Source organism: Kitasatospora sp. NPDC085464 (genome assembly GCF_044541955.1).
In the GTDB taxonomy this organism is placed as follows: Bacteria; Actinomycetota; Actinomycetes; order Streptomycetales; family Streptomycetaceae; genus Kitasatospora.
In genome coordinates, this window is record NZ_JBITTM010000070.1 from 15,586 (window position 1) to 40,979 (window position 25,394).

Annotated in this window: 14 protein-coding genes; 9 read left to right on the forward strand and 5 right to left on the reverse strand. The window is 73.6% G+C overall.

Going from position 1 to position 25,394, the window contains the following annotated elements; genetic code table 11:
- Positions 1–7 precede the first annotated feature (7 nt).
- The 4 genes from ACIGG8_RS38935 to ACIGG8_RS38950 are packed head-to-tail and all read left to right on the forward strand — an operon-like array spanning position 8 to position 11,556.
- Entirely contained in the window at positions 8–1,180 is a 1,173-nt protein-coding gene (locus ACIGG8_RS38935; RefSeq protein ID WP_396553326.1) for a Kelch repeat-containing protein, read from the forward strand.
- On the forward strand, positions 1,177–4,455 hold the full coding sequence (locus ACIGG8_RS38940; protein WP_396553327.1) for a hypothetical protein: 3,279 nt from the start codon (positions 1,177–1,179) through the stop codon (positions 4,453–4,455). Before ACIGG8_RS38935 ends, ACIGG8_RS38940 begins: the two co-directional genes overlap by 4 nt.
- A complete protein-coding gene (locus ACIGG8_RS38945; protein WP_396553328.1) occupies positions 4,437–9,725 on the forward strand; it encodes a hypothetical protein in 5,289 nt (1,762 codons plus the stop codon). Before ACIGG8_RS38940 ends, ACIGG8_RS38945 begins: the two co-directional genes overlap by 19 nt.
- Positions 9,718–11,556, forward strand: coding sequence for a hypothetical protein (locus ACIGG8_RS38950; RefSeq protein ID WP_396553329.1), 1,839 nt, complete (start codon positions 9,718–9,720; stop codon positions 11,554–11,556). The genes ACIGG8_RS38945 and ACIGG8_RS38950 overlap by 8 nt, the downstream gene beginning before the upstream one ends.
- Before the next feature lie 33 nt (positions 11,557–11,589).
- Here the strand turns inward: ACIGG8_RS38950 and ACIGG8_RS38955 are convergent, their stop codons facing one another.
- Positions 11,590–12,750, reverse strand: a complete 1,161-nt coding sequence (locus tag ACIGG8_RS38955; protein ID WP_396553330.1) for an iron-containing alcohol dehydrogenase — start codon at positions 12,748–12,750, stop codon at positions 11,590–11,592.
- Positions 12,751–12,885: 135 nt separating this feature from the next.
- Here ACIGG8_RS38955 and ACIGG8_RS38960 point away from each other — a divergent pair, with 135 nt between their 5' ends.
- Positions 12,886–13,914, forward strand: a complete 1,029-nt coding sequence (locus ACIGG8_RS38960) for a LysR family transcriptional regulator (protein WP_396553331.1) — start codon at positions 12,886–12,888, stop codon at positions 13,912–13,914.
- Between the two features lie 153 nt (positions 13,915–14,067).
- On the opposite strand, the gene ACIGG8_RS38965 is transcribed toward ACIGG8_RS38960, so the two are convergent.
- Positions 14,068–16,068, reverse strand: coding sequence for a putative Ig domain-containing protein (locus ACIGG8_RS38965; protein WP_396553332.1), 2,001 nt, complete (start codon positions 16,066–16,068; stop codon positions 14,068–14,070).
- A 1,291-nt stretch (positions 16,069–17,359) separates the two neighbouring features.
- On the opposite strand from ACIGG8_RS38965, the gene ACIGG8_RS38970 reads away from it, so the two are divergent.
- The 3 genes from ACIGG8_RS38970 (at position 17,360) to ACIGG8_RS38980 (ending at position 20,674) form a co-directional block, all read left to right on the forward strand.
- A complete protein-coding gene (locus ACIGG8_RS38970) occupies positions 17,360–18,079 on the forward strand; it encodes a hypothetical protein (RefSeq protein WP_396553333.1) in 720 nt (239 codons plus the stop codon).
- A gap of 391 nt (positions 18,080–18,470) precedes the next feature.
- Complete coding sequence (locus ACIGG8_RS38975; RefSeq protein WP_396553334.1) at positions 18,471–19,232, forward strand: hypothetical protein; 762 nt, start codon at positions 18,471–18,473, stop codon at positions 19,230–19,232.
- Between the two features lie 101 nt (positions 19,233–19,333).
- A complete protein-coding gene (locus ACIGG8_RS38980; RefSeq protein ID WP_396553335.1) occupies positions 19,334–20,674 on the forward strand; it encodes a GH1 family beta-glucosidase in 1,341 nt (446 codons plus the stop codon).
- 63 nt (positions 20,675–20,737) lie between these two features.
- Here the strand turns inward: ACIGG8_RS38980 and ACIGG8_RS38985 are convergent, their stop codons facing one another.
- Positions 20,738–21,226 carry an inorganic diphosphatase gene (locus ACIGG8_RS38985; protein ID WP_396553336.1) on the reverse strand — a complete coding sequence of 163 codons (489 nt, stop codon included), beginning with the start codon at positions 21,224–21,226 and terminating at the stop codon, positions 20,738–20,740.
- A gap of 219 nt (positions 21,227–21,445) precedes the next feature.
- Between ACIGG8_RS38985 and ACIGG8_RS38990 the strand changes: the two genes are divergently transcribed.
- Positions 21,446–23,839 carry a sodium-translocating pyrophosphatase gene (locus ACIGG8_RS38990; protein ID WP_396553337.1) on the forward strand — a complete coding sequence of 798 codons (2,394 nt, stop codon included), beginning with the start codon at positions 21,446–21,448 and terminating at the stop codon, positions 23,837–23,839.
- Positions 23,840–23,958: 119 nt separating this feature from the next.
- Here the strand turns inward: ACIGG8_RS38990 and ACIGG8_RS38995 are convergent, their stop codons facing one another.
- Together ACIGG8_RS38995 and ACIGG8_RS39000 are read right to left on the reverse strand one after the other, a co-directional pair.
- A complete protein-coding gene (locus ACIGG8_RS38995; RefSeq protein ID WP_396553338.1) occupies positions 23,959–24,453 on the reverse strand; it encodes a universal stress protein in 495 nt (164 codons plus the stop codon).
- Between the two features lie 251 nt (positions 24,454–24,704).
- Positions 24,705–24,932, reverse strand: coding sequence for a hypothetical protein (locus ACIGG8_RS39000; protein ID WP_350524404.1), 228 nt, complete (start codon positions 24,930–24,932; stop codon positions 24,705–24,707).
- Positions 24,933–25,394: the final 462 nt, after the last annotated feature.

A 25,394-nucleotide genomic window follows, 5' to 3' on the forward strand; every position in this document is an offset into this window, starting at 1 on the left:
CGACACCATGACCAGTCCCACCGTGGTGGCCGCGGCGAAGTGGGCCACCGCCCACGACCTCACCGGGGCCACCGCCTGGTACGGGCAGCACGACGGACCGGTCGTGCTCAAGGGCACCACGAAGGTCCTGGTCGTCGGCGGCACGGACGCCGGCGGGGCCGCACTCGGCCGGGCCGCCGTCTACAACCCGGCCGACGACACCTGGAAGGCCACCGCCACCCAGCCCTCGCCCCGGCGGCTGCACACCGTCACCGCCCTGGCCGACGGCAAGGTCCTGGTCACCGGCGGCATCGGCGGCTCCACCGCACCGGGCCTGGCCTCGGCCGAGGTCTACGACCCGGCGGCCGACACCTGGAGCCCGGCCGGCACCATGAACCAGGCCCGCTGGGGCCACAGCGCCGTCCTGCTGCCGAACGGCAAGGTCCTGGTCGCCGGCGGCACCGCGGTCCGGGCCGGCCGGACCACCCGGGCGCTGCGCTCCGCCGAACTGTACGACCCGGCCGCCACCACCGACGCCACCCGCTGGACGACCGTCGGCGACATGACCGACGCCCGCTCCGGGCACCCCGCCGTGGCGCTCAAGGACGGCAAGGTGCTGGTCGTCGGCGGCACCGCCGCCGTCGGCACCGACCGGGACCCCGCCCTCGCCTTCTGCGAGCTCTACGACCCGGACCGCGCCACCTGGACCCCGACCGGGAACCTGCTGCGGCCGCGCGCCCTGCACCAGGCCACCGCGCTGTCCGACACCACCGTGCTGGTGACCGGCGGCCGCGCACCGGGCGCCGGCGACGACGGCACCTTCGACCCGCTCAGCCGACGGACGGCGGAGACGTACGACCTCGCCACCGGCGCCTGGACCGCCGCACGGGACATGCCCGCCGGGCGCGCCCAGCACCGGGCCGTCGCCCTCGGCCCCGGCAAGGTCCTGGTGATCGGCGGCACCGGCAGCGACCCCGACGAGGCCGGCTACCGCAGCGTCGTCGCCTACGACGCGGCCTCCGACACCTGGACCGCCCGGGCCGGCCTGCTCACCGGCCGCTGGGCCTTCGCCGCCGCGGTGCTCCCCGACACCAAGGTGCTCGTCACCGGCGGCGCCACCCGCTCCGGCCTGGCCGCCGCCGACCCGACGGCCACCGAACTCACCGCCGCCACCGAGCTGTTCGACGGGAGCGGCGCATGACCGCGAACGGCTACTCCTTCCTGCCCTGGCTGCGCTCCGGCCTCTCCACCCGGATCACCGGCGACCCGGGCAGCTCGTCGCGCGCCACCATCCCGGTCAAGCTCCTGCTGAGCGGCGAGGCCCTGGACGGCTCCCCGCTGTCCCGGCCCGTCGAACGCCCCGTGCAGCTCTACGGGCCCGGCGACGTCGTCGGCGTCGAGGCCCGCGCGATCTCCCGGCGGGAGCCGCAGCCCGGCACCACCAACGTCGAGCCGAACTACCTCGCGCACATCGAGTTCTACGACGAGGACTTCCTCTGGCGCTACAGCCCGGCCGGGCCCGACGGCTCCACCGACCGCCTCGCCCCCTGGCTGGCGCTCGTCGTCCTGACCGCGAAGAGCGACCCGTCCGGCACACCCGCGGAGTTCGACGAGGGAAGCGGCGGCGCACCCCTGCCGTACGTCACCGTCAAGGACCCGAACGCCCTGCCCCCGGCGGATCAACTCGGGGCCTGGGCACACGTCCACGTCCACGGCTCGCTGGACGACCAGGTGGCCCGGGAGCTCTCCGGCCCCGGCGACCAGGTGCTGCAGACGCTCGCCGAGGTGCTGCGCACCGACCCGGACCGCGCCTGCTCCCGGCTGGTCTGCCCGCGCCACCTCCAGCAGGACCGGACGTACGAGGCGTTCCTGGTGCCCGCCTTCGAGACCGGCCGGCTCGCCGGGCTCGGCTTCGACCCGGCCCTCGCCCCCGGCGCGCTGTACTCCGCCTGGGGCCCGCACTACCCCGACCGCAAGGGCGAGGGCCGACTGCCCTACTACCACCGGTGGTCCTTCACCACCGGCGCCACCGGCGACTTCGAGTACCTCGTCCGGCTGCTGCAGCCGCGCCGCCCCGCCCCCGAGGTCGGCCGCCGGGGCATGGACGTCCACCGCCCGGCCGGCCCCGGCCTGCCGCCGATCACCACCCCGGCCTCGATCGGCGGCGTGCTGCGGCTCGGCGGCGCGCTCCAACTGCCCGAGCAGCCGGTCGACGACTGGGAGAACTGGGACAACTGGTACGACAAGCCGGCGCCCGCCGCGCCCTACCCGCACCCCTTCCAGCAGGCGCTCGCCAACCTGGTCAACCTGGCCGAGGCCTACCGGGACCGCACGCCGGCGGCCGCCCACGCCGCGCTGCCCGGCGACCAGGCGCAGGCGCTGTCCGCCGGGGTCGACCCGGTGATCACCCCGCCGCTGTACGGCCGCTGGCACGCGCTCACCTCCCGCCTGCTGATCGACGACGCCGGCCACCCGCTGCCCTCGCCCGCCAACCGCGCCTGGGTGCACCGGCTCAACCTCGACCCGCGCTACCGGGTCGCCGCGAACTTCGGCACCCGGGTCGTCCAGGCCCGGCAGGACGAGTTCATGGACGCCGCCTGGGCCCAGATCGGCGACGTGCTGCAGGCCAACGCGCGGATCCGCGAGGCCCAGCTCGCCCGCGAGGTCGGGCACCGGCTCCAGGTCAGGCACCTGGAACCGCCCGCCGCACCGGCCGGCGCGGTGGCGCCGCCGCCCACCGGCAAGTACCTGACCCTGACGGCGCCCGCACACCCCCGGGTCACCACCCCGGCGACCACCCCGACCGGCCGGCCCGCCGGGACGGACCGGACGGACGTGTCGGACGGGACCGACGGGACCGACGCGGCGGACGGCGCCGCGGAGCAGCTGGCCGTCGGCTTCCAGGTGGCGACCAGCCGGGTCGCCGCGGCACCGCTGTCCGCCCCGATGCGGCGCCTCACCCGCCCCGGCGCCCGGCTGATGCGCTCGCTCACCTTCCCGCCGGACCAGCCGCGCGAGGCACTGGTGCCGCGGATGGACGCCGCCACCGCAGCGGTCACCGCCGCCGCACCCAAGGTCAAACCGGCCGCCCTGGTGACCCCGGGCCAGCTCGACCAGGTGCTGCACCCCGTGGTCGGCGTCCGGACGGCGGCCCCCGCCGACCCGGTCGGCTCCCTCCCGAAGAGCCCGGACTTCGTCATCAAGGAGATCGGCGACCCCGTCCCGCCCACCACCGGCGGCGACCGGGACAGCCCCGAGGCCCAGCGGTTCAAGGGCGCGCTGAACGAGCTCTACGCGGGCTGGGACGCGTCCGCCGCGGTCGGGCAGCCGGCCGTCCGGGAGCGGCTCGGCGTCGCCGGGACCACCGACGCGGTGCTGTCCCGGCTGCGCTCGGACACCACCGTCCCGAGGAGCCTGCTCGGCGCGGTCGACCTGCCCGACCGACTGCGGCCGTTCGCCGAGGAGTTCATCGAGGCGATGGCCTACCCGGTGATCGACCTGCCGATGTACCAGTCGCTGATCGACCTCTCGGTGGACGTGTTCGCGCCCAACCTGAACCTGATCCCGGCGAACTCCATCACCCTGCTCGCCAACAACCGCCGCTTCATCGAGTCCTTCCTGGTCGGCCTCAACCACGAGATGGCCCGGGAGATGCTCTGGCGCGAGTACCCGACCGACCAGCGCGGCACCCCGTTCCGCCAGTTCTGGGACCCGCGCGCCGTCCTCTCACCGCCCGGCGAGACCCCCGAGCAGCGCCGCGAGCGGCTGTACGACATCCGGCCGATCCACCGCTGGGGCCCCGCCGCCCTGCTCGGCCAGAACGACAACCGGCAGCAGCAGGGCACCGCGCAGAAGGAGGACCTGGTGCTCGTCATCCGCGGCGAGCTGCTGAAGAAGTACCCGAACACGGCGGTCTACGCGCACAGGGCGGTCTGGCCGCTCGACGACGACGGCAACCCGGTCACCACCGGCGAACGCGTCCCCGCCCCGCTGCCCGACGAGGACCACCCGACCGCCGATCTGGTCCGGCTGCCGCTCTACGAGGCCAAGGTCGAACCCGACATCTACCTGCTCGGCTTCGACCTCGACGCCGCCGAGGCCCGCGGCAAGCCCCCCGGCGACCTCGGCTGGTTCTTCGTCCTCAAGGAACGCCCCGGCGAACCCCGCTTCGGCGTCGACGAACCCGAGGGCCCCCTGCCGTCGGTCGAGGTGTGGAACGACCTCACCTGGCAGCACGTCGATCCCGACCACCTCGGCTTCATCGAGTTCACCGACGCCACCCACGTCCCGCTCGCGCCCTTCGACGGCTCCGAGGACGACCAGGAGAAGCAGCAGCAGCGCACCGAGGACGACGCGCTGCCGCTCTGGTACTCCCGGCTGAGCTCCGCCGACATCGCCTACATCCTCTTCCAGGCGCCGGTCATGGTCGCCGTCCACGCACAGGAGATGCTCCCGGTATGGCCGACAACGACCTGAGCGACGACTACCCGGTCCTGCTGGGCCCGGTGCGGATCGAGACCAGGTTCACCGCCACCGAACTGCTGGTCCGCGTCTTCCCCGACGAGTGGTCGGTCGACTCCTTCGAACCGCGGCCCACCGAGGCCGAACTCGGCGCACTCGACGCCTACTGGACCGCCCTGTGGCGCACCGGCGGCGCCGCCGTCGGCGACCGGGCCGCCTGGCACGAACTGGTCGGCCGGATCGCCGCCGGCCGCGCCGCCTGGCTGCTGCGCGACCACCGGCCGGCCAACCCCGCCGACCGGCCGGTGCCCGTCCCCGCCGGCGCCACCGTGCTCGTCGTCCTCAGCGACACCGCCCTCCCCGCCGACGACCGCGGGCCCACCGCCGACTACTGGACGGCCGTCTGGCGCGCCCACGGCGACCGGGTCGCGCTGCGCACGGCCGACGCCGCGCTGCTCGACGCCGTCGGCCCGACCAGGGCGGCGGCGATCCGCGCCCGCCGTCCCGCCGGCATCGAGGCGGCCGCGGTCGCCACCGGTGACACCGCCCTGATGGCCTTCCTGGTCGTGCCCCGCCCGCCCGCCTCCGGCATCGCCCCGCAGTCCTGGACGGTCGCGGCCCGCGCAGGCCTGCTGCCCGACCACTTCCGCGTCCTCGGCTGGGCCGGCGGCCGCAAGGTCGTCGACCTCGACGGCGAACCCGTCCCGGCGAGCCTGCCGGTGAGCCCCGACCCCGGCTCCGACGACCACCTGACGGTCGACGAGACCACCGGCGTGATGACCGTCCCCGACGAACTGCGCTGGCTGACCGAGTTCGGCCGGGCCGTCACCGTCGGCATGGGCTTCCGCATCCGGCTCACCGCCGACCTCCGCGGCGGCCTCGACCGGCTGGTGGTGCTCGGCCTGCGCCGGCGGTCCACCCCGGACCAGTCCGCCGCCGACCTCACCGCCCAGCTCACCCGCCAACTCCGCAGCCCCGCGGGGCTCAGCCTGCTGCCCCAGGGCACCCCCACCAACAACACCGCCCAGGCACCCGCCGGCCTCGACCGCGCCCAGGAGGCCGACGCGGGCCTGCGCTCCGCCACCGGCCTGCGGGCCGCCGAGGCCGGCACCGACTGGACGACCCGCACCGACGGCCAGTGGTTCGCCGAACTGCTCGGCCTCGACCCGGCCGACCTCGCCGGCATGCCCAACGCCGACGGCACCGACCAGCGCGACGCCCGCGCCGCCGACACCGCCCTGTGGCCCGCGACCTGGGGCTACCACCTACAGACCACGCTCCACCCGATCCTCAGCCGCGCCGTCGTCGACCGGACCCGGCAGTTCTACCTCCGCCACGTCTCCGGCCGCGGCCCCGTCCCCGCGGTCAGGATCGGCCGACAGCCGTACGGAATCCTGCCCACCACCGCCTTCTCCCGGCTCGCCTGGCCGGACACCGCCGCCACCGCGACCCACCGCCGAGGCCTGCACACCGTGCTCCAGGCCGCCGCCGCAGACTGGCAGACCGCCGCCGCGAAGGTCGCCCACCTCGGCGGCCGGGCCGACGACGCGCACCAGCACCTGCTGGACATCCTCGCGCTGCACCCCACCTCGGCCGAGTACTACCAGCGGTACGCGCAGAGCGTCGAGGACATCTTCAACCGGGAGAACCTCGGCGCGCTCGGCCCGACCGTCCTGACCGCCCTGGAACGGCAACTGCACATGCCCGACCCGATCCGCGCCCTGCTGACCCGCCTCGGCCACCCCGACAGCGGCCCCGCCCAGGACCCGGACCTGATCCGCCGCCTGTTCCTCGACACCCAGCACCCGCTGCTCGCCCCGGCCGTCGACGACCGCCCGCTCTCCGAGACCGACCCGGTCCGGCCGTACACCACCGACGGCGCCAACTACCTGCAGTGGCTTGCCGCCCACGCGCGCACCGACCTGGAGACCGTCCGCACCGAGGCCGGCTTCCCCGAGGACGACCGGCCCTCCGCGCTGCTCCACCTCCTGCTGCGGCACGCGCTGCTGCTCGGCTGGGCGGACGCCGCCACCGAACTGGCCATCGCCGCCGACGTCGCCACCCCCGCCGAGATCGCCGCTGCCGACCCGGCGTTCATCCACGTCAGGATCCCGCAGCCCGGGCAGGGCATCCCGAGCGAGAGCCGGTTCCGGCGGCTCTACTCACCCGCGCCGGAGATCACCGGAAACCCGGACCGCCTGGTCGTCGACCACATCCCCCGGGTCCTCGGTACCGCCCCCGGCACCGCCCGCCTCGCCGAACAGGCCGACGCCCTCGACCTGCTGGCCACCCTGCCCACCGCCCGGCTGGAACGCGTCCTGGCCGAGCACCTGGACTGCGCCACCTACCGGCTCGACGCCTGGCGCCTGGGCCTGGCCAACGAACGCCTCGCCGAACTGCGGTACGGCCCCGACGGCACCGCCCCCGCCGCACGCGGCCTCCACCTGGGCGCGTACGGCTGGCTGGAGGACGTCCGCCCCCGCGAGCGGCAGCTCACCGACGTCACCCTGACCGGCCCCCTCGCCGACGTCTTCCGCGGCAGCCGGCCGCTCATGCACGACGAGAAGAACGGCGGCCACCTGCACGCCCCGTCACCCGCCCAGGCCCGCACCGCGGCCGTCCTGCGCGCCGGCTACCTCGCCAACGGCTCACCGCAGAACCCCGGGTCCTTCGCGGTCAACCTCAGCTCCGAACGGGTCCGGATCGCGCTCGGCCTGCTCGACGGCATGCGCCAGGGCCAGTCCCTGGGCGCCCTGCTCGGCTACCGGCTGGAGCGCGCCCTGCACGACAGCCACGAACGGGCCGAGGTCGACTTCGTCATCTCCGCCCTGCGCCTGAAGTTCCCCCTCCGGGCCGGCCGGATCGCCCAGACCGTCCCGCACCAGGCCGACCAGCCGGACCCGACGAAACCCCTCGCGATCGAACAGATCGAGGCCCACAACGTCATCGACGGCCTCGCCCTGGTACGCCGCGTGACCCGCGGCGACGCCCCGGACACCACCTACCCCTTCAGCCTCGACGGCCTGCCCGGGCTCGACGACACCCAGCAGGGCGTCGTCGACCGGGCCGTCCTGGGACTCCTGGACGTCCACGACGCCCTCGCCGACCTCGCCGTCGCCGAAGGCACCCACCAGGCGCTGCTCGGCAACCCCGAACGCGCCTCCGCGACGCTCGACGCGTACGCCAAGGAAGGCCTGCCCCCCGAACCCGCCGTCGTCGCCACACCCCGCAGCGGCACCACCCTCACCCACCGCCTCGGCCTGCGCCTGACCCCCGGCCTCCCCCCGGACGCCGGCGCACCGCCGCTGTCCCACAACACCCCCCGCGCCCAGGCCGAACCCGCCGTCAACGCCTGGCTGCCCGCCCTGCTCCCGGCACCCGTCACCGTCGTCGCCCAGGTCACCTGGACCGACCCGCTGACCGGACAGTCCCGCAGCCGCGCCGTGACCCAGGCCGACACCGGCCTGCAGCCGATCGACCTGCTCTGGGCGCTGCGCCCGGTCGGCGAAGGCGCCATGACCGACCTCGACGACCGCATCGTCGGCGTCGTCCTCGCCACCGACAACCCCCGGCCCGACGCCGAACTCACCATCCGCTACACCGACCGGGTCGCCGGGCGGATCACCTTCTTCGAACTCTCCCCGCTGATCGCCGCGTTGCGCTCACTGCTGACCACCGCCCGACCGCTGCGCCCCAGCGACCTGGTGCCCGCCTCCGGCCCCGCCCCCGCCGACCGGGCCGCCGACACGGCCGTCTCGCTGCCCCGGGAGCGCCCCGCCGCGGTCCGCGCCTCCCTGGACGCCCTGCGCAAGAACGTCGAGGACTACCTCGCCACGCTGGCACCGCTCTACCCGGCCGACGCCCAGCCCCAGCGCGACCGGATCCTCGCCGCCGTCGACACCCTGCTCACCGGATACGCCGGACTGGTCACCACGGCCTCCGGCTTCGGCATGGTCCGCAGCGGCTGGGGCGAACTCGCGATGTGGCGCCGCGGCGTCTTCACCGACGTCCTGGCCGCCGTGGCCGCGGCCGCGGACCGCATGACCCGCGCGCTGACCAGGGCCGACGCGCTGCTCGCCGCCTACGACGCGCTGCCGGCCGCCACCTCCGCCGCCGAACGGTTCCGGCTGCTCCAACAGGCGGAACGCCTGATCGCCACCAAGCCCACCGCACCGCTGCCCGCCCAGCCGGCCACCATGCGCGCCGTCGTCGCCAACCGGCGGCAGGCCTTCAACGCCAAGCTGCAGTCGCTCAGGTCCGAGGCCAGGACCACCCGGACGACCCTCAGCGGCCTGCTCGCCGAAGTCGCGGCCAAGCTCCCGCTGACCGACTTCGACCCGACCGACCTCAGCCTCCGGCCCTTCCAGGACCGGGTCGTCCTGCTGGGGCGCGACCTGCTGGACCGCGCGACCGCGCTGCGCACCGAGGTCCTCGCCCGGCTCGCCGCCGCGGACACGGCCCTCGCCGCCCACGACGTGGCCGTCACCGGGCCGGACCGGGTCGGGGCGGCGACCGACGCACTCAAGGCCCTCCTCGGCCAGGACGTCCTCGCCGTGCCGGAGTTCACCCCCGACCCGCAGCTCGCCGCGGACTGGAAGAAGGCCCGCGCCGACAGCGGCAAGCTCGTCCAGCACCTCACCCAGCCGCCGTTCGGCCGGGACTTCCCCGTCGACGACTGGGCGCACGGCATCGCCCGGGTCCGCGAGAAGCCCCGCCTGTGGGAGAAGGCCGTCGTGCTGAGCGACGCCCTGCGCGGGCCCGGCGGGATCCTCGGCGACCTGCTGCAGTCCGCCGAACCGCAGCTGGTGCCGATCCAGCTCCCGTACCGGCCGGACGACCACTGGCTGGCCATGGAGTTCAAGCCCGGAACGGCCATCACCGAGGACAAGGTGCTGTTCACCGCCCACTACGCGTCCGACCCGCTGATCCCCCCGCCCACCCAGGTCGGCCTGCTGCTCGACGAGTGGACGGAGGTCATCCCCGCCGAGCGCGAGACCACCGGGATCGCGCTGCACTACGACGGACCGGACTCCGAACCGCCGCAGGCGATGCTGCTGGTCGTGCCGCCGGTGCGCACCGGCACCTGGAACACCGACGACCTGATCGCCGCGATCGGGGAGACGCTCGACCTGGCCAAGTCCCGGGGCGTCGAACCCGAGCACCTCGACGGCACGGCCTACGCCCAACTGCTCCCGGCCACCGTCATGTCCGCCACCCGGCAGCCGATCACGATCTCCACCGACCTCGCGATCGCCAACCAGCGCTGGAAGGCCGCCCATGCCTGAGCCCCGCATCGACAACCTGGCCGAGGCGCTCGCCGCCCGGGACCGTCCGGCCGTCGGGGTGTGGAACCGGCTGGAGGGCCGGCCGCGCACCACCGACTTCGAGCGGGCGCTGCGCGCCGAAGTGCGGGACCCGCTCTGGCTGTTGACCCGGCAGTGGCAGCTCGGCGAGTTCCGCGGCAGCGACGGCGGTTCGCCGGTCACCGCGACCTACTCGATCGCCGTCGCCCGGCCCAGCCGCTTCCGCCCGGCCGGCGGGACGCCCGAACCGCTGCCGCCGGACCGGCCGTTGGAGGCGCTGGCCGAACGGCGTCCGGTGCCGTTCGTGGCGGGTGCCGACCGGATCGCCTTCGACCTGCGGCTGGCGATCGGCCGGCGGTGGCTCAAGCTGCTGGGCCGCTCCCCGGTGCTGGGCAGCGTGGCCTTCGACTTCCGCGGCCAGTACGTCCGGCTGTACCCGATCGCGCTGCCCGACCCGGCCACGGACGCCGACGCTTCCCGGGTCGCCGACCCGGAGGTCTGGTCGACCCTGCAGGCCGTCGCCGGGCGCCGGATGGACGGCTACCTGCTCTACCGCCACCTCAAGGACGGCGGTCATGCGTCGGACGGCATCAGCGACCTGTTGCACCTGCACCGCCCTGCGCTCGACGCGCTCGGCGACCGCCTGGTCGCCTGGTTCGACGACCTGATCGACCAGCCGGACGCCGACGGCGCCTGGGACCCGCGCCGGCTGGAGCACCGCTTCTCGGTGGCCGGCTCCGCCCCGGGCGGCGGCGAGAAGGTCCTCACCGCGCAGGAGTACCCGGGCGGCGAACTGGACTGGCACGCCTTCTCGCTCGACCCGGCCGCCCCGGTCGGCGGCACCGAGCCGCCGCTGCCGCCGATCAACCGCACGGTGTTCCCGGCGCCGCTCCGGTACGCGGGCATGCCGCTGCCGCGCTGGTGGGCGGTGGAGGACGGCGCCACCAACTTCGCCGCGGTGTCACCGGACAGCACGGACCTGGCCCGGCTGGTCTTCCTGGAGTTCGCGCTGGTCTACAGCAACGACTGGTTCCAACTCCCGTGCGAGCTGCCGGTCGGCACCGTGGCGACGATCCAGGGCCTCGCCGTCACCGACGTGTTCGGCGAGCGGCTGTGGATCACCTCGGCGGGCACCGGGCTCGACGACGACTGGCAGCGCTGGTCGATGTTCACCCTCGACACGATCGACAGCGCCCCCGGCGCGGCCGCCGACACCGGCCTGTTCCTGCCCGCCAGCGTGCCGAAGGTCGCCGACGGCCCGGCGTTGGAGGAGGTGTCGCTGATCCGCGACGAGAACGCGAACCTGGTGTGGGGCATCGAACTGACCGTCCCGCGGGCCACCGGCGAGGGACGCCGGGGCAGCGAGGTCGCTGCCGGGATCCAGGCGCGGCACCTGCGGCTGCACCCGCCCACCGAGCCGGGCGGCCCGCTCGCGCCGATCGCGTACGAGGCGATGAACTCCGTCCCGGAGAACTGGATCCCGTTCATCCCGGTGCACGTCCCCGGAGACAACCGCACCATCCAGCTCCAGCGTGCGGCGATGCCGAACGTCGTCGACGTGCTGCCGCCCGTCCAACCGCGGACCTCGCTGCTGCGCGAGGGCCTGGACGCGACGCCGCCGCAGTCGTACTTCGTCAACCAGGAGGAGGTCCCGCAGTCCGGCACCCGGCTCGCCGTCGCCTACAACCGGACCCGTTGGCGGGACGGGCGGGTCTGCGTCTGGCTCAGCGCCAAACGCGGCACCGGCCGCGGCGAGGGCTCCAGCGGGCTCGCCTTCGACCTCCTCGTCGACACCCCGGCGACGGCGCACTGACGCGGCTGCCCCGGTCGTGGCGCGCCGCCGCGGTCAGCCGTAGATCCGGGCGTAGAGGTCCTGGATCTGCTCGGCGGTCGGGACGACGGGGTTGTTGGCGGGGGAGCCGGACGCCAGGGCCTGCTCGGCCATGAGGGGCGTCAGCCGCTTCCAGGCGGCCTCGTCGACGCCGTACACGCGGGGCGTGGGGACCGCCAGGTCCCGGCAGAGGACGCGGAGCGCGTCCACGAGCTTGTCGGCGGCCGCGTCGTCGGAGTCCGCGGCGGTCGCCGCGCCCAGCGCGCGGGCGCAGTCGGCGTACCGGCCGGGCGCCGCGGACACGGAGAAGGCGGTCACCGCGGGGAACAGCATCGCGTTGGACAGGCCGTGCGCGACGTGGAAGTGGGCGCCGATCGGGCGGCTCATGCCGTGCACGAGGGCGACGCTGGAGTTCGAGAAGGCGATGCCGGCCTGGGTCGCGGCGAGCATCATGGCCTCGCGGGCCACGGCGTCGGAGCCGTCCGCGTAGGCGCGGCGCAGGTGGCGGCCGATGGTGCCGATCGCCGTGAGGGCGAGGCTGTCGGAGAAGGGGTTGGCCTTTCGGCTCACGTACGCCTCGACGGCGTGGGTGAGGGCGTCGATGCCGGTGTCGGCGGTCAGCCGGGGCGGCATCGACATGGTCAGCTCCACGTCGACCACCGCGGCGAGCGGCAGGAACGCCGGGCCCAGGCAGAGCATCTTCTCGTCGGTGGCGCTGTCGGTGATGATGGTGAACTGGGTCGCCTCCGATCCGCTGCCGGCGGTGGTGGGGACGGCGATCACCGGCAGCGCCGGCCCGACGTTGACGCGCGGCGCCTTGAAGTCGCGCATGTGGCCGCCCTGGACTCCGAGCAGGGCGAGGGCCTTGGCGGTGTCCATGGGGCTGCCGCCGCCGAAGCCGATGACCGAGTCCGCCTCGTGCTCGTCGAGCGCCTTCACTCCCGCGGCCAGGGAGGCGGTCGTCGGGTCGGGCACGGTGTCGGAGAACACCCGCGGGTGCAGACCGGCCTTGTGCAGAGTGGCCGTCAGGCGCTCCGCCGCGCCCGTCCCGACCAGGAACGCGTCCGTGACGACGAGGGGGCGGTTCAGCCCCAGCCCGAGGATGACGTCGCCCAACTCCTCGGCGGCGCCCGGCCCGACGCGCAGGATCCGGGGCAGGGAAAGGCTGGCAACCATGGAGGACCTCTCGACGGTGGGGGAGGGTGGGTGGGCGCTCCGCCCGGCGCGGGTTCGACTGTGACGCCCGCGCGTTGTGCGTTCAATCGTCAATCGCGCAGACCTGGTGTGCAGAAATGCAGATACGCTGGCCGGGTGCACCCCCGTTCCGGCCCGGTCGGCGAGGATCCGGCCCCACCGCCGCAGCCGGACCGCGGCGGGCTCGACCCGCGCCCGCCCGAGGTGCGTCCGTCCGAAGTGCCCGGACCCGACCCGCGCGGGATCGACCCGCGCAGGCTCCGCGCGGACGACCTCCGCTACCTGCTGGCCGTCGCCCGCACCGGGCGCCTGGTGGCGGCGGCCGACGCGCTCGGCGTGGACCACACCACGGTGTCCCGCCGCATCACCGCGCTGGAGCGCAGCCTCGGCGTGCGGCTGATGGAACGCGGCACCGAGGGCTGGGCCCTGACGGAGGCCGGAAAGGCCGTCGCCCAGGGCGCCCGCGCGATCGAGGAAGCCCTCGTCCACGTCGTCGACGCGGTGTCCGGGCAGGACGCGCCGTCCCTCCACGGCACTGTCCGGGTGAGCGCCCCGGACGGCTTCGGCACCCTCGTCGTCACCCCGGCACTGGCCCGGCTGCGCCGGCAACACCCCGGACTTCAGGTCGAACTCATCACGGCCACAAGGCAGTTGACCCTTCGCCCGGCCGGCTTCGACCTCGCCCTGGCGATCGGCAGGCCGCCCAAGAGCCGGTTGGTGACCGAGCACCTCACCGACTACGCGCTGGGCCTGTACGCCAGCGAGGAGTACCTCGCGCGCTGCGGGTCCCCCGGGACGGTCGCCGACCTGCGGGACCACGCGCTGGTGTTCTACATCGAGTCGATGCTGCAGGTCGGCGACCTCGACATCGAACGCCATCTGCCGGGCGTCACCCCCGCGTTCTCCTCCACGAACGTCTTCGCACAGCTCGAAGCCACCCGCCTGGGGTCCGGCATCGGCGTGCTGCCGGCCTTCCTCACCGGTCGGGCCGGGCTGCGGCGGCTGCTGGCCGACGAGGTCGACATCCGCCTGCCGATCACGCTGGCCGTCCGGCGGGAGGCGGTCACCCACCCCGCCGTACGGGCGGTGCGCGACGCCCTGCACCGGGAGGTCGCCGACCGCCGCGCCGAACTGCTCCCGGAGTAGCCGGGCCCGGCCGCGCTCGCCGCCGCCCCGGCCCCGCCCCGGTGCCGGTTGTCGGGCGGTCGGTGGCCTGGCCGTCCGGTCCGACCGGGTGTTGTGGACGGCATCGGGGGCCGCGGCGTGTGCACGCCGCGGCCCCCGCTTGCTGTCGTCGGGTCAGGAGGTGGTGAGGGCGGTGTCGTCGAGGACGAAGCTGGTCTGGAGGGAGGAGTCCTCGGTGCCGGTGAACTTGACGGTGACGGTCTGGCCGGCGAACGCGGACAGGTCGTAGCTGTGCACGGTGTAGCCGGCGGCCGCGTTGAGGTTGCTGAAGGTCGCCAGGGTGGTGGAGCCGGCCTGGACGGTCAGCTTGTCGTACTGGGTGGAGGTGGTGCTCTCCGCGGTGTCGATGTGCAGGTAGAAGCTCAGCGTGGCCCTGCAGCCGGCCGGCACGGTGACCGACTGGCTCAGCGTGTCGGTGTGCGTGCTGCCGTAGCCGTCGAGCCAGGCCTTCCAGCTGCCGCCGTGCGCGGGTTCACCGCTGGAGTTGTCGATCACGCCCGAGCTGGCCGTCCAGGGCGAGGCGCTGCCGGTCTCGAAGCCGGGGTTGCCCAGCAGCTGGGTGCCGGTGCAGCCGCCGCCGGTGCCGGTGACGGTCCAGCCGAAGGTGGTGGAGCCGCTGGCGCCGGTGCCGTCGGTGGCGGTGACCGTCACGGTGGAGCTGCCCGCGGTGGTCGCGGTGCCGGTGATCAGGCCGGTGGAGGCGTTGATGGACAGCCCGGCCGGCAGGCCGCTCGCGCCGTAGCTCAGGGTCTGGCCGGTGGCCGAGTCGGTGGCGTGGATCTGCAGGCTGGCGGAGGAGCCCTGGGCGGTGCTCTGGCTGCCCGGGTTGGTGACGGTGACGGTGTTGCCGCCGGTGCTGCCAGAGGTGAAGGCGGCGGTGCCGTTGGGGGTGCCGAGCCCGGTCGGGCCGTCGTAGCCGGCGCCGGCGGTGCACAGGTAGGACGGCGAGCAGCTGCCGTTGGCGCCACTGGTCACGTCGAACAGGGAACCCGTGTGCGCGTACGGGTAGGAGGCCGGGGTGGTGCCGGAGGCCGGGGCGCCGGCGAGGGCGTAGACCGCGGCGATGATCGGGGAGGAGGCGCTGGTGCCGCCGTAGACGTTCCAGCCGGATCCGCCGTAGGTCTGGTAGACCGCGACGCCGGTCGCCGGGTCGGCGACGGCCGAGACGTCGGCGACGGTGCGCTTGCCGCAGCCGGTGTCGTGCTGCCAGCCGGGCTTGGCGTCATAGGCGGAGCAGCCGGAGCCGGCGCCGTCACCGCCCGAGCTGCTGCCCCACACCGACTCGCTCCAACCACGGGTGTTGGAGGCGTGGTTGAGGCTGGTGCCGCCGACCGCGGTGACGTACTGCGAGGCCGCCGGGTACTCGACGCCGTAGCCGGAGTCACCGGAGGAGACGGTGATCGCGACGCCCGGGTGGTTGAAGTAGCTGGCGTCGGAGGTCGGGTCGGTGGAGTCCTCGGAGCCGCCGTAGCTGTTGGAGACGTACTTGGCGCCCATCGAGACGGCCGTGTTGACCGCGGCGCCCAGGTTGTCCATGGAGGCGTCGTCGGACTCGACCAGCAGGATGTGGCAGTTGGGGCAGACCGCGCTGACCATGTCGACGTCGAGCGAGATCTCGCCGGCCCAGCCGCTGTCGGCGGTCGGGTAGCTGGTGCCGCCGCGCTGGTCGACCTTCTTGAAGCAGCCGTTCGCGGTGGTGCACGCCGGCAGGTTGTACTGCGAGCGGTAGGTGGCGAGGTCGGACTCGGCGCTGGGGTCGTCCTGGGCGTCCACGATGGCGACGGTGGCGCCGGAGCCGGCCGAGGCGGGGAGCTTGTACGCCGAGGCGAGGTCGCTCGGGCCGTACCCGGACGGGTTGATGTCCGGGGCCAGCGTCAGGTGCTGGGCCAGGTCGGTGCGGACGAGCGCCAGGCAGGCCATCTCGCCGGGGTGGCTCGGGGCGGCACAGACCCGCTTGGTGGCGGCGCCGGCCGTGGGCGCGTCGCTCTGGGCGTTCGCGCTCGGCGCGGCGATCGCGAGCAGACCGGTCGCGGCCATGGCCATGGCCGGCAGGGCGGCGAGCAACCTGCGCGCCCTGGGCGGGCGCAGGCTGCTGCTGGGGGAGTGGGAGCGCAAGAGTCGACCCTCCGTGGGGGACGAGGGCGCGGCCTGTGCCGGCAACGGGGTGTTCGCCGGTACGGGCTCGGGCCCGTGCTGACGGATCGCGGCATGTGCTGGCCGGCCCCGGCGGTGGCCGCGGACCGGCGTGGTGCTTGCGCTGTACGGGAGGTGGGGGATGGCCCCGGAATGCGGCATGTCAGGCGCATGACAGCCGAGGTGGCATCGGGGGGCCGCACCGCAGGCGTTCCTTGTCGCGCGGTGTCGCCCCGAGGTTACTGACGGGTCTTCCGGCGCCTCAAGGCGTCGCGCGCAGCCTTTACCGGGCTTTGTCCATGAATTGCCCAGCGAATGAAGCGGGTTGGCACCCGCTCCTCAGTGGTCACGCAGGTCCTCCGGCAGTGCCCGTCCGTGGGGCACGTTCGGGACGGTGCGGGGCTGCGGTCGCTGCACGGCCGCCTCTGCTGCCGATAGCCCTGTGGTGTGATCGGCGCGGGTCGATACCCCCGGATGGCGTGTCAGAAGGAGCGCGGGCCGCTCCCCAGGCCATAACTGGATCATATGCCTGGCTGGAAATCGTCCTTCTGTGCGGCTGTCGCCGGCCTTGTGCTGGCCGGCTCGGTCGCCGGTCAGCCACTGGCCAACGCATTCGCCGTCCTTCCCCAGGATGGCTTTGTAGCGGGGGAGTTGGAGCTGTCCGTGACCGTCGACGGCCAATCAGGCACCCCCACGGTGAAGGCCGGCGACCAGGTGCGGGTGCGCTACCTGCTGCGCAACAGCGGCGGATCCCCGGTGACCGACATCCGGATCGCCGACACCCTCGCGCCCGGGACCGAGCCGCACTGCCAGGACGGCGAGGCAGGGGGCATCCCGCGACTCCAGCCGGTCGCCACCATCGTCTGCACGGCGACCGTGCGTGCCCTGCCCGGTGAACACCAGGGCCTGGTCACCGCCCACGGGGTGACGGCCTACGGCCACCGCGCCCTCTCCCGCACGGCGCACTCGGGTTACACCGGCGTGGAGGCCAACCCGGCACCACCCCCCGGCGCGGGTGCACCGGCTCCGGGCGCACCGCCGCCCCCGGGAGCGGCGACGCCGGGAACCGCGACGCCGGGCGCGAGCGCGTCTGCTCCGGGAACGCCGGGAACGCCGGTAGCGCCGGGAACGCCGGGAACGCCGGGAACGCCGGGAGCTCCGGGAATGCCGGGAGCTCCGGTGGCGCCGGGAACGGCTGGAATGGCTGGAGTGCCTGCGTGCGGAGTCGGGGCCCCAGCACCCGAGGCTCCCCCGGGCGGAGCAGGGGGGCCTGGTGGTTCTGTACCTGGCGGCTCTGCGCCCGGCGGTCCTGTACCTGGTGGTTCTGTACCTCCTGGCCCTGTACCTGGCGGTCCGGCGCCCGGTGGTTCTGCGCCCGGCGGTCCTGTACCTGGTGCCGCTGCGCCGGGTGGTCCTGTCCCTGGTGGTTCTGTACCTCCTGGCCCTGTACCTGGCGGTGCGGCGTCTGGTGGCGCTGCGCCGGGTGGTCCTGTACCTGGTGGTTCTGTGCCCGGCGGTCCTGTACCTGGTGGCGCTGCGCCGGGTGGTCCTGCGCCCAGCGGTTCTGCACCTGGCGGTCCGGCGCCGGGCGGCCCTGCAGGCGGAGCGAGGGTCCCTGTGGGCGGGGGCCTCGCCCCCGGAGCTCCTGTACCCGCGTCGCCCGCAGCCGGGGCACCTGCGCCCAGTGCACCTGTGCCCGGGGCCGCTGCTCCTGGAGCGCCCGCGGGCGGGGCTGCCGCCCCCGGAGTTCCCGCAGCCGGAGCGCCCGCGCCCGGTGGCCCCGCGCCCGGTGGCCCCGCGCCCGGTGGCCCCGCGCCCGGTGGCCCCGCACCCGGAGTCGCTGCGCCCGGGGTCCCGGCTCCTGTACTACCTGGAACATCCGCGGGCGTTCCGGGGGCAGTCGGTGCGGCCTCCGCTCCTGGAGCATCCGCGGGTGTCCCAGGAGCAGCCGGTGCAGCCCCTGTTCCTGGAACACCCACGACGGGCGGGGTAGTCGGCGCCGGAGTTCCCGCGGTCGGGGCCCGTGCACCCAGGTCGCCCGCATCCGGGTCCCCCTCGGGCGGACCGAGGGCACCGAGGACCGGCGCTTCCGGTGCCGGGTCGCCGGGCAACGGGCACAGATCCGGACAGGCCTCACCGAGTGGCGCCGGCGGCGCGGCGTCCACGACGCCGACACCCTCCGGCTCCCCGGGGCCACTCGCAGGGGGAAACCACGTGTCGTCACCCCTTCTGCACTCCGGCCGGTTCGGCCACGGCACGCCCCCGCTGCTGCACAGATTTCTCCTGTTCTTCCTGCTCCTGTTCGTTCCTGCGACGGCCGCCGCAGCCATCGCGTGGCGTCGCCGGAGGCTGCGGCGCCGGACCTACCCGAGCTCGGGGGCGCCATGGAACACGTGATCGCCGTGATCGGCATCGTCGTCGGGTTCGTCGTGGTCGCCGGCGGTGCTGTCCTGCTGAACGGCCGTAGGGCGAGGCGTTCGGCGCGGGAAGGCTTGGTGCGGGACGACACCGCCGAGTACCTGACGATGATGGTCGGCGTGTTGTACGCCTTGGTGCTGGGCCTCGCGTTGGTGACGGTGTGGGAGGCGAAGTCGGACGCCGACACCAACATCAGCGCCGAGGCGGGGGCACTGCACCAGACCTATCTGCTCGCCGACGGGCTGCCACCCGCCGCTGCTCAGCGGGCCCGCGCGGCGGCCGACACCTACGCCGCCTACGTCCGGAACGACGAGTGGCCCCTGATGGCGCAGGGCAGGCCGCTGGGCACGCGTGGCTGGACGCTCCTGCACGACGTACAGAACGCCTGGACGTCCTTCGAGCCCACCACCAATGCCCAGCAGCAGGTCGACCAGCTGGCGTTCGGGCAGATCTCGGTCGCCTACCAGGCGCGCCACGGCCGTGAGGCGGACGGGAGGCGGGGAATGTCGGGCGTCATGTGGTTCGGCCTGCTCGCCGGCGGCGCACTCACCCTGGGCCTGATGTTCCTCTTCGGCATCGAGCGCACCGGTACGCACCTCGTCCTGGCCATGGGCTTCACCAGCCTCATCGCCTTCATGGTCGTCCTCGTCTACGCCCTGAACTCTCCCTTCGGGGGCCCGCTCGGCCTGAGTCCCGTGCCCTTCGCCGATGTCGCTGTCGGAGGCTGACCGGGGGCCGACGGGTTCGGCGCCGGCGGTCGGTCCCCCTGGTGTTTCGGCGTGACGTCAGTAACATGAGCCTTCCTCATATTCACGCCCGGGAGGCTGATGTGCCGGACCGCTACGACCTGCCGCCGGGGTTCCGCTGGGGTGCCGCCACCGCCGCCTACCAGATCGAGGGGGCAGTGGCGGAGGACGGGCGCGGCCCCTCCGTGTGGGACACCTTCGTCGCCCGGCCCGGGGCCGTCCGCGACGGGCACACGGGGGCGGTGGCCTGCGACCACTACCACCGCTATCCCGAGGACATCGAGCTGATGCGCGGCCTCGGCCTCGACGGCTACCGCTTCTCCATCGCCTGGCCCCGCATCCAGCCCACCGGCGCGGGTGCCGTGAACGCCGCCGGCCTCACCTTCTACGACCGCCTCGTCGACGCCCTCCTCGACGCCGGCATCACCCCGCTGCCCACCCTCTTCCACTGGGACCTGCCCCAGGCCCTGGAGGACCACGGCGGCTGGCTGAACCGCGACACCGCCCACCGCTTCGCCGAGTACGCCACCGTCATGGCCGACCGCCTCGGCGACCGCCTCCCCACCTGGATCACCCTCAACGAGCCCTTCGTCCATACGGTGTTCGGCTACGCCCTGGGCACCCACGCCCCCGGCCGCGCCCTGATGTTCGAGGCGCTCCCCGCGGCCCACCACCAGCTCCTCGGCCACGGCCTGGCCGCCGCCGCCCTCCACGAGCGCGGTCACGCGGTCATGCTCTCCAACAACCTCACCCCCGTGCAGCCGGCCTCCGCCTCGGAACCCGACCTGGCCGCCGCCGCGGCCTACGACACCCTCCACAACCGGCTGTTCACCGACCCCGTCCTCCTCGGCCGCTACCCCGACCTCTCCGCGCTGGGCGTCCCCGACGACATCTACGGCTCCGTCCGCCCCGGCGACCTGGAGCTCATCCACACCCCCGGCCTCGACGGCCTCGGCGTCAACTACTACAACCCCACCCGCATCGCCGCCCCCACCGACCCGGCCCTCCCCTTCGACCTCGTCGACATCCCCGACGTCCCCCACACCGCCTTCGGCTGGCCCGTCGTGCCCGACGGCCTCCGCCACCTCCTCGTCCACCTCCGCGACACCTACGGCGCGGCCCTCCCGCCCCTCACCATCACCGAGAACGGCTGCTCCGTCGACGAGACCGCCACCCCCGACCACCCCCGCATCGACTACCTCGCCACCCACCTCGACGCCCTCGCCCAGGCCGCCGCCGAAGGCGTCGACGTCCGCGGCTACTACACCTGGTCCCTCCTCGACAACTTCGAATGGGCCGAGGGCTACCACCAGCGCTTCGGCCTCGTCCACGTCGACTTCGCGACGCAGCGGCGGACGCCGAAGGCGTCGTACGCGTGGTACCGCGACCTGATCTCTGCTCACCGGTCGGGTCGTGAACGGTAGTCGGGTGCGGCAGTGGAGGTGGACGACCTGCCTGGCGTAGTGCTCAGCGCCGAGCTCCCGGCGTCAGCTGCTCCCGGTCGCCGCGCGGGCGCGGGAGGCCTCGATCTCGGCGTACGCCTCGGCCTTGTTGGCCCAGTGCGAGCCCTCGACCGACTTCCCGGGTTCGAGGTCCTTGTAGACCTCGAAGAAGTGGGTGATCTCCATGAGGTCGAAGGAGCGTACGTCCTCGATGTCCTGCAGGTGGGAGAATCGAGGGTCGTGCGCGGGCACGCAGAGCACCTTTTCGTCCGGCCCCTTCTCGTCGGTCATCACGAACATGCCGATGGCGCGGCAGGTGACGCTGCATCCCGGAAAGGTCGGCTCCCCGACGATGACGAGCGCGTCAAGAGGGTCACCGTCCCCGCCGAGGGTGTGCTCGATGAACCCGTAGTCGGCTGGATATCGCGTAGCAGTGAACAGCATCCGGTCCAGGTGGATCCGCCCGGTCTCATGGTCCATCTCGTACTTGTTGCGCGAGCCCTCGGGGATCTCGACGATCACTTCGAAGTCCATGGCGGTGTCTCCTAGCGCGTTCGTCGGCGTCATGCGTCGCCGCCGGCCCCTAGGCCTCCATTCTCGGGCGGGTCAGCAGTGGTCGCACGGTGGGTCACCCGGTTGGCGCCAATGCTCTGAGGGCCTCTGGCACCAGGGGTTAGCCTCGGTCTGAACAGGGGCCAACCCCTGACGGGCGCCTGGCGCAGGGCGCACCAGCGCAACGTCAAGGAGGACGGTATGGTCGGTGTCCGGACCGCGGTCGCACCGGTGCTGACCGGGTCGGACCGAACCCTTGTGGTCGTCGTCGCGGCCATCGCGGCCGGTGCCCTGGTGGTGGCCTGGGCACTGGCACGGCAGGTGCTCGCAGCAGATGAGGGCACCCCGGCCATGCGGCAGATCGCCGGAGCCGTGCAGGAAGGTGCGAACGCCTATCTCGCGCGCCAGTTCCGCACTCTTGGGGTGTTCGCCGGGGTGGTGCCGTTCGTGCTGTTGCTGCTGCCGGCGGACGGTTGGGGGCAGCGGATCGGCCGTTCCGTGTTCTTCCTGGTCGGGGCCGTGTTCTCAGCGGTGACCGGGTACGTGGGGATGCAGTTGGCGGTACGCGCCAACGTTCGAGTGGCCGCGGCGGCGAGGGCGGCCGCGACACGGGCACCCGCCGAGGGAGAGGCGTCGGCCGCGCCGCAGGCGGTGCGCTCGGATTCGCACCAGGCGATGCGGATCGGCTTCGGCACCGGCGGGGTGGTCGGTATGTTCACCGTCGGGCTCGGTCTGCTGGGGGCCACGGCGGTGGTGCTGATCTATCAGGCGAACGCACCCAAGGTGCTGGAAGGGTTCGGCTTCGGCGCGGCACTGCTGGCGATGTTCATGCGGGTGGGCGGGGGGATCTTCACCAAGGCCGCCGACGTGGGGGCGGATCTGGTGGGAAAGGTGGAACAGGGGATTCCGGAGGACGATCCGCGCAACGCGGCCACGATCGCCGACAACGTGGGCGACAACGTCGGGGACTGCGCGGGCATGGCGGCAGACCTCTTCGAGTCGTACGCCGTGACCCTCGTCGCGGCACTGATCCTGGGCCGTGTCGCGTTCGGCGACATCGGGCTGGCCTTTCCGCTGGTGGTGCCCGGAATCGGGGTGCTCACGGCGGTGCTCGGCATCGCCCTGGTGTCGCCGCGGGCCGGTGACCGCAGCGGGATGACCGCGATCAACCGCGGTTTCTTCGCCTCCGCCGGCGTATCGCTGGTTCTCGTGGCCGGCGCCGTATTCGCATTCCTGCCGGCCCACTTCTCCGGTCTCCACGGGGTGCCGGCCGAGATCACCCGGCACGCGGGCAGCCCGCGGCTGTTCGCTCTGGCCGCAGTGGCCATCGGTATCGTGCTGGCAGCCGTGATCCAGCAGCTCACCGGCTATTTCACCGAGACCAGCCGCCGCCCGGTGCGGGAGATCGGTAGGACCTCGCTGACGGGCCCGGCGACCGTGGTGCTCTCGGGTGTCGCGCTCGGCCTGGAAGCAGCCGTGTACTCCGCGGTGGCCATCGGCGCAGCCGTGTACGGCGCCTACCTGCTCGGCGGCGGCTCACTGATCCTCGCGCTCTTCGCGGTCGCGCTGGCCGGCACCGGGCTGCTGACCACCGTCGGCGTGATCGTCGCGATGGACACCTTCGGTCCGGTCTCCGACAACGCGCAGGGCATCGCCGAGATGTCCGGCGACGTCACCGGCCGGGCCGCCCAGGTGCTCACCGAACTGGACGCGGTCGGCAACACCACCAAGGCGATCACCAAGGGCATCGCCATCGCCACCGCCGTACTCGCGGCCACCGCGCTGTTCGGCTCCTACACCGACGCCATCAACACCGCGGAGGCCCAGGTCGGCCCGGCCGCCCACGGGTCGAGCCTGAGCCTGGCCATCGACCAGCCCAACAACCTGGTCGGTCTCCTCGCCGGTGCCGCCGTCGTCTTCCTCTTCTCCGGCCTGGCCATCAGCGCCGTCTCGCGCTCCGCCGGTGCGGTGGTCTTCGAGGTCCGCCGACAGTTCCGCACCCGGCCCGGGATCATGGACGGCACCGAACGGCCGGAGTACGGCCGGGTGGTGGACATCTGCACCCGCGACGCGCTGCGCGAGTTGGCCACGCCGGGCCTGCTCGCCGTCATGGCCCCGATCGCGGTCGGCTTCCTGTTCGGTGTCGGCTCGCTGGGCTCGTACCTCGCCGGTGCGATCGCAACGGGCACCCTGATGGCCGTCTTCCTGGCGACATCGGGCGGTGCCTGGGACAACGCGAAGAAACTGGTCGAGGACGGCCACCACGGGGGCAAGGGCAGTCCCGCCCACGCGGCCACCGTCATCGGCGACACCGTGGGAGACCCCTTCAAGGACACCGCCGGACCGTCCATCAACCCCTTGCTGAAGGTGATGAACCTGGTCTCGCTGCTGATCGCCCCGGCCATCGTCAAACTCGGCTTCGGTTCCCACGCCAACCTCGGCCTTCGGCTGACCATCGCCCTGGTGGCGCTGGCGGTCGTCATCATTGCGGTGTGGGTGGCCAAGCGCCGCGGCATCGCTCCCGGGACCGAGGAGGAGCCCCCCGGCACCCGGGCGCCGGAGGAACCGGCCCCCGTCCCGTCGTCGCCGGTCTGACCGCAGATCGACGTTCGAACTCCGGTGGTCGCTCTGCGCCAACTGCTGACGGCGGTGGAGCTTGAGCGGATCGCCCTCGCGGAACTCGGCCCCGGCCCCACTGTCGGCCATGAACCCGCTCAGGAAGCTCCGGTGTCGTGTTCCGCCGGGACGACGACGACCGGGAGACGGGCGTGGTGGACGACCTCGGTACTGGTCGATCCCAGGGCGAGGCGTCCCCAGGCACCCGACCCTCGGGAGCCGACGACCAGCAGGCCGGCGTCCTTGCTCGCTTCGAGGAGGACTTGCGCCGGGCGGCCTGGTTCGCAGACGATCTCCACGTTCACGAACGGTTCGCCGAGCTGCTCCTGCAGTTCCTTGACGGAGTCGGCCACCGCCTGCGTGACGAGGTCGCGCTGCTGGGGGACGGGGTCGCGGTCGGGGCCCGAGGAAACCGTCCATTCGAAGCCGGAGCGCCGGGTGGGGGTGTACTCGTACGCGCAGACGGCCCGCAGGCCGGTGGCGCGAATTCGGGCCTCGCGGAGCGCGAAGGTTACGGCATTCCGGGCCTGGGGCGAACCGTCCGTGCCGACCACGATCGGGCCGAGCGTGTGGCGGGCAGCGGGATCGGTCATGGGTGACCTCCGAGGACTCGGTGCGTGGAGTGGAGCGCGGCCGGCGCGGCCCGTAACGGCTGCGGGTCCGATCGGCCGTCCGTCGCGGGGTGCACTTCTCAGCCTGCCCCTGTCCGTCCATGGGCACCATCGCTGCCCATGATCCGTGTCCGCCCGCGCGGGCACCCCCGGCCCGCCCTCTGGCGACGCCTCCCGGGTGCTCCACCCGGGAGGCGTGTGCGCCCTTGGCGCGGGGGCCGGGGGCGGCCGGGTCAGAGCACGAACAGCGTGCTGTACGGCGGGGAGACGCGTACCCGCTGCGATCCGAAGTCGACGAGTACGGCGGTGTCGCCGTCGCCTTCGACGCCGATGACGCGGCCGAGGCCGTACCGGTCGTGCGTGACGCGGTCGCCGACGGCGAAGTGCTTGCGGGGCGCCTCGGGCGGGGCCTTGAAGGGGCTGTTCGGCAGGGGGCGGCGGGCTGCTGCGAAGTTGTTCATCCCCTCCAGTATGCGCCGGAAATCGCGGGAGCGGGCCCATTCGGTGCACTTGCGTTCGAGTGAGGGGTGATAATGCCGCACGCGCAGTCCGGGGCGCCTGAGCGGTGCCGGCGAGCGCGAGGTGATCACTTGTGCGGCGCCGTCGGGACGAGGGGGCTCGCCGTGTCCGCCGGGATCGTCCTTCCGGGCTCTCGGCGCCGGAACCTCGCGGACGTGTCAACGAGGCTGCTGTCAAGGCGTGTTGAGGACCATGACGGCTCAGGCCCGGCGATCACGGGGGCGCCCTCCGGAAACTGCGGGCGAAATGTTCACCCGAAGCGCGCTCGGGCCTGCTAGAGTCGTTTTAGTTGCAGTAGTGGTTCCCATGAACTTTGTGTGCGCCTGCTGATGTATTCGCAGGCGCATTTTTGTTTCCCGGCTCTTCCCGGGTGGGTGCTTCCCGCGGCGACTCGGAGCGTGCGC